Below are 4,248 nucleotides of genomic sequence, written 5' to 3' on the forward strand. Positions count from 1 at the left end.
AGCTTCGCTGGGCAAACAAAAAACGCCGCTAATGCGGCGTTTTAAAAAATGAGAACTTAAAAAGAAATTATTCTACTTCTGGACGCATGTGAGGGAATAAAATAACATCTTTAATCGTTGGTGAATCAGTAAATAACATTACTAAACGGTCGATACCGATACCTTCACCCGCTGTTGGTGGTAAACCATATTCTAATGCGCGAATATAATCTTCATCAAAATGCATTGCTTCATCATCACCAGCATCTTTTTCTTCAACTTGGCGTGAGAAACGTTCAGCTTGATCTGCTGCATCATTTAGCTCAGAAAAACCATTCGCTAATTCACGACCACCAACAAAAAATTCAAATCTATCTGTTACAAATGCATTTTCATCGTTGCGGCGCGCTAATGGTGATACTTCCCATGGATATGCTGTAATAAAAGTTGGTTGAATTAATTTATGTTCTGCAGTTTCTTCAAAAATTTCACACAAAAACTTGCCCGGACCCCATACGCATTTTTCAGGAATACGAACATGTACTTGTTTAGCGTATGCTTTTAATTCCTCAAAATGATTTTCAGGATCGTTAAAAACTTCAACTTTAAAGTCTGGGTTATATTTCAAAATTGCATCAGCCATCGTAATACGAGTAAATGGCTTGCCAAAATCATATTTAACTGTATCTATAATTTCACCTGCTTCATCTTTTATTGTATTAATAACAATAGGTGAACCAAGTACATCAGTCGCTACTGTGCGTAACATATCTTCAGTTAAGTTCATTAGATCATTGTAATCAGCATATGCTTGGTAAAATTCAATCATCGTAAATTCTGGATTATGACGTGTAGATAAACCTTCATTTCTAAAGTTACGGTTAATTTCGAATACACGCTCAAAACCACCAACGACTAAACGCTTAAGGTAAAGCTCTGGTGCAATGCGTAGATACATATCGATATCTAAAGCATTATGGTGTGTTTCAAATGGACGAGCCGTTGCACCACCAGGGATAGTTTGTAGCATGGGCGTTTCAACTTCCATAAAATCACGTTCAGCTAAGAAACGACGAATACCTTCTACTACTTTAGAGCGAATACGGAATGTTTTACGCGTATCTTCATTAGTAATTAAATCAACATAACGTTGACGATATTTAGTTTCTTGATCTGACAGACCATGAAATTTTTCTGGTAATGGGCGCAATGATTTAGTTAATAATTGATATTGGGCCATATCAACATATAAATCACCTTTACCTGATTTATTTAATGCACCAGTCACACCAATAATGTCACCGATATCTAATTGACCATATTTTTCTTTTAAATCCTTTTGTACAGGTTTTGCTGCATATGCTTGAATACGGCCTTTCATATCTTGTAAGACATAAAAAGGACCGCGTTTCGCTAATATACGACCTGCAATTGATACTTCGTGATTTAGTTCAACTAATTCTTCTTTCGGCTTATCGCCAAATTCAGTTTGTAGGTCTAAAGTATAATGTTCGCGATTAAACTGGTTAGGGTGCCCATTTGCAGGGCAGTTTTCTCTAATTGAATCTAATTTGCTTCTACGTTCTGCAATTAGTTTGTTTTCATCTTGGATTTGATCTGTCATTTTAAACTCTTTATCGATTCTGTTATATTAATTACAAACCTGATTTAAGGCTTGCTTCAATAAATCTATCTAAGTCACCATCTAGTACAGCTTGAGTATTACGGTTTTCAACTCCCGTACGTAAATCTTTAATACGAGAATCATCAAGTACATAAGATCTAATTTGACTACCCCAACCAATATCAGATTTAGCATCTTCCTGAGATTGTTTTTCAGAGTTCTGCTTTTGTAACTCTAACTCAAACAACTTAGCTTTAAGTTGTTTCATTGCATGAGCTTTATTTTTATGTTGTGAACGTTCATTTTGACATTGCACAACAGTATTTGTTGGTACGTGTGTAATACGTACCGCTGATTCAGTGGTATTAACGTGTTGACCACCCGCACCTGATGCACGATATACATCAATACGTAAATCAGTAGGATTAATATCTATTTCTATATTGTCATCTATTTCTGGATAAATAAACGCAGATGCAAATGACGTATGACGACGGCCACTTGAATCAAATGGACTTTTACGTACTAAACGGTGTACACCTGTTTCTGTGCGTAACCAACCATAGGCATATTCACCACTAATTTGTATTGTCGCACCTTTTATACCAGCAACATCACCCGCCGTGACTTCAATCACTTGTGCTTTAAAGCCTTTAGCTTCTGCCCAACGTAAATACATGCGAAGAAGCATATTACACCAGTCTTGTGCTTCTGTACCGCCCGAGCCTGATTGTAAATCTATATAAGCGTTATTTTCATCTTGTTCGCCCGAAAACATGCGACGAAACTCAAGTTTCTCTAATTGTACAACCAAAGCCTGAGCTTCTGACTGTGCCTCAATAAAAGTTTCTTCATCTGCAGCTTCAACAGCTAATTCAACTAAGCCTTCAACATCTTCAACACCGGTATCTAAAACATCGATTGTTTCGACGATCGCTTCTAATGATGATTTTTCTTTGCCTAATGCTTGCGCGCGTTCAGGTTCATTCCATACAGCAGAATCTTCAAGTTCGGCATTCACTTCTTCTAACCGCTCTTTTCTTAGAGGGTAGTCAAAGGTACCCCCTAAGCATATCGGTTCTTTCGCGAATATCCTTGATTTGATTCATCACAGGGTTCACTTCAAACATCCAATTGCTCCATAATGCCTATCTTCAATTATAAGGCGGGAATTTTAGCAAAAAAAACGCGATTTGATTAGCATAAAACAGACTATTTATTCAATAATGTAAAAAATAATATATCTTGTTCACATATCCTGTACATTCTCGACTGTACTACAGATAATGTGACATCAAAAAAATATAAGAAAAAATTAAATGTTTGGAAATAAAAAGTCTGAACGTCAGGTCATTGTAGACATGGCTGATAAACAAAAACGTTACGAAGTATTAGTGAAAACATATCATAGTGAACTTTACCGGTTTGCATGTTGGCTATGTCGTGATCCCACAATTGCGGAAGACGTGTTACAAGAAACATTTTTGCGCGCATGGCGCTCATTAGATTCATTGCTTGATCAAAAAGCAGCGAAGTCATGGTTGATCACAATATTAAGACGTGAAAATGCCAGACGATTTGAGAGAAAACAATTTGATTACTCTGATGTTGAACAAGATACATTAATGGATACATCCACTGATTCTCTTGAAAAAAATATGGAGCAAACAAATTTACAGCGCCAAATAATGAAATTAGCTGACGAATATAGAGAACCTTTGTTATTACAAATAGTAATGGGATGCTCTGGTGAAGAAATCAGTGAAATTTTAGAGCTGAATAAAAATACCGTAATGACACGGTTATTTAGAGCTCGAAACCAATTAAAAGATTCTTTAACCCAAACAGATACCAAACAAAGAGGAGTAAAATAAGATGGATGAACTAGAATTTCGCCGACGTCTCTACGCTGAGCCAAATGAAAATGATCCTCTTATTGAGGCATTTGCCAAAAAAGATGCTGATAGACATAAATTTTTAAATGATATTAAACAGCTTGATAAAGACATTGTCGATGCGCTCAATATACCTGTGCCTGAAAACTTAGCCGATAAGCTTATTTTAAACCAAGCTTTTGAGTCTCATAGAGTTGCTAAACAGAAACGCAGAGTACATTTAGCAATTGCAGCCTCTGTCGCCTTTTGTTGTAGCCTTTTAATCAACTTTACAATAAAACAAGCACCATTAAATATTGGCCAACACGCACTAGCTCATGTGAATCATGAACTTAAATCTTTAAAAGCAACGAATAAAACATATCAACTAGCACAAATAAACACACAACTAGCCTCTTTTGGTGGCTCAATTTCAAATTTTCCTGGTGAAATTACTTATTCAAGATTTTGTGATTTTGATGGGCAGCGTAGCTTGCACTTAGTGTTTCAAACGGAACTAGGTCCTGTGACATTATTTATTGTACCAAGTAACAATAGATATGATGCACAGTCTCAATTTAATAACGAGCGTTTCAATGGCGAAATTTATCAAACTCAAAAAGCGAGTTTAATTATGGTTGGTGAGAATGGACAAAATTTAAAGAAATATCAAAAACAAGTTGCTGAAAACATTATTTGGGAAGCTTAATATAAACAAGATCTGAAACCTTCATTGCCAAGTAGCACCCATATATACCCAAGCCACTTCAA

General features: G+C 36.0%; 4 protein-coding genes. 2 read left to right on the plus strand and 2 right to left on the minus strand.

Annotated features, from left to right (window positions below):
* Nucleotides 1-67: 67 nt before the first annotated feature.
* Together lysS and prfB are read right to left on the minus strand one after the other, a co-directional pair.
* A complete protein-coding gene (lysS, locus tag CJF42_RS24955) occupies nucleotides 68-1,603 on the minus strand; it encodes a lysine--tRNA ligase (RefSeq protein ID WP_095369215.1) in 1,536 nt (511 codons plus the stop codon).
* A 31-nt stretch (nucleotides 1,604-1,634) separates the two neighbouring features.
* Nucleotides 1,635-2,733, minus strand: a protein-coding gene (gene prfB, locus CJF42_RS24960) for a peptide chain release factor 2 (RefSeq protein ID WP_141235669.1) whose coding sequence is annotated in 2 segments (ribosomal slippage) — nucleotides 1,635-2,657 and nucleotides 2,659-2,733 — 1,098 coding nt in all. Because the reading frame shifts where the segments join, the coding sequence is not laid out codon by codon here.
* Nucleotides 2,734-2,922: 189 nt separating this feature from the next.
* Between prfB and CJF42_RS24965 the strand changes: the two genes are divergently transcribed.
* Both CJF42_RS24965 and CJF42_RS24970 read left to right on the plus strand, forming a co-directional pair.
* Entirely contained in the window at nucleotides 2,923-3,477 is a 555-nt protein-coding gene (locus CJF42_RS24965; protein ID WP_095369216.1) for a sigma-70 family RNA polymerase sigma factor, read from the plus strand.
* Between the two features lies 1 nt (nucleotide 3,478).
* Nucleotides 3,479-4,186 (plus strand): DUF3379 family protein, encoded by a 708-nt coding sequence (locus CJF42_RS24970; RefSeq protein ID WP_095369217.1) that lies wholly within the window; start codon nucleotides 3,479-3,481, stop codon nucleotides 4,184-4,186.
* Nucleotides 4,187-4,248: the final 62 nt, after the last annotated feature.

The sequence above is a fragment of the Pseudoalteromonas sp. NBT06-2 genome, from assembly GCF_002276045.1.
GTDB lineage: Bacteria > Pseudomonadota > Gammaproteobacteria > Enterobacterales > Alteromonadaceae > Pseudoalteromonas.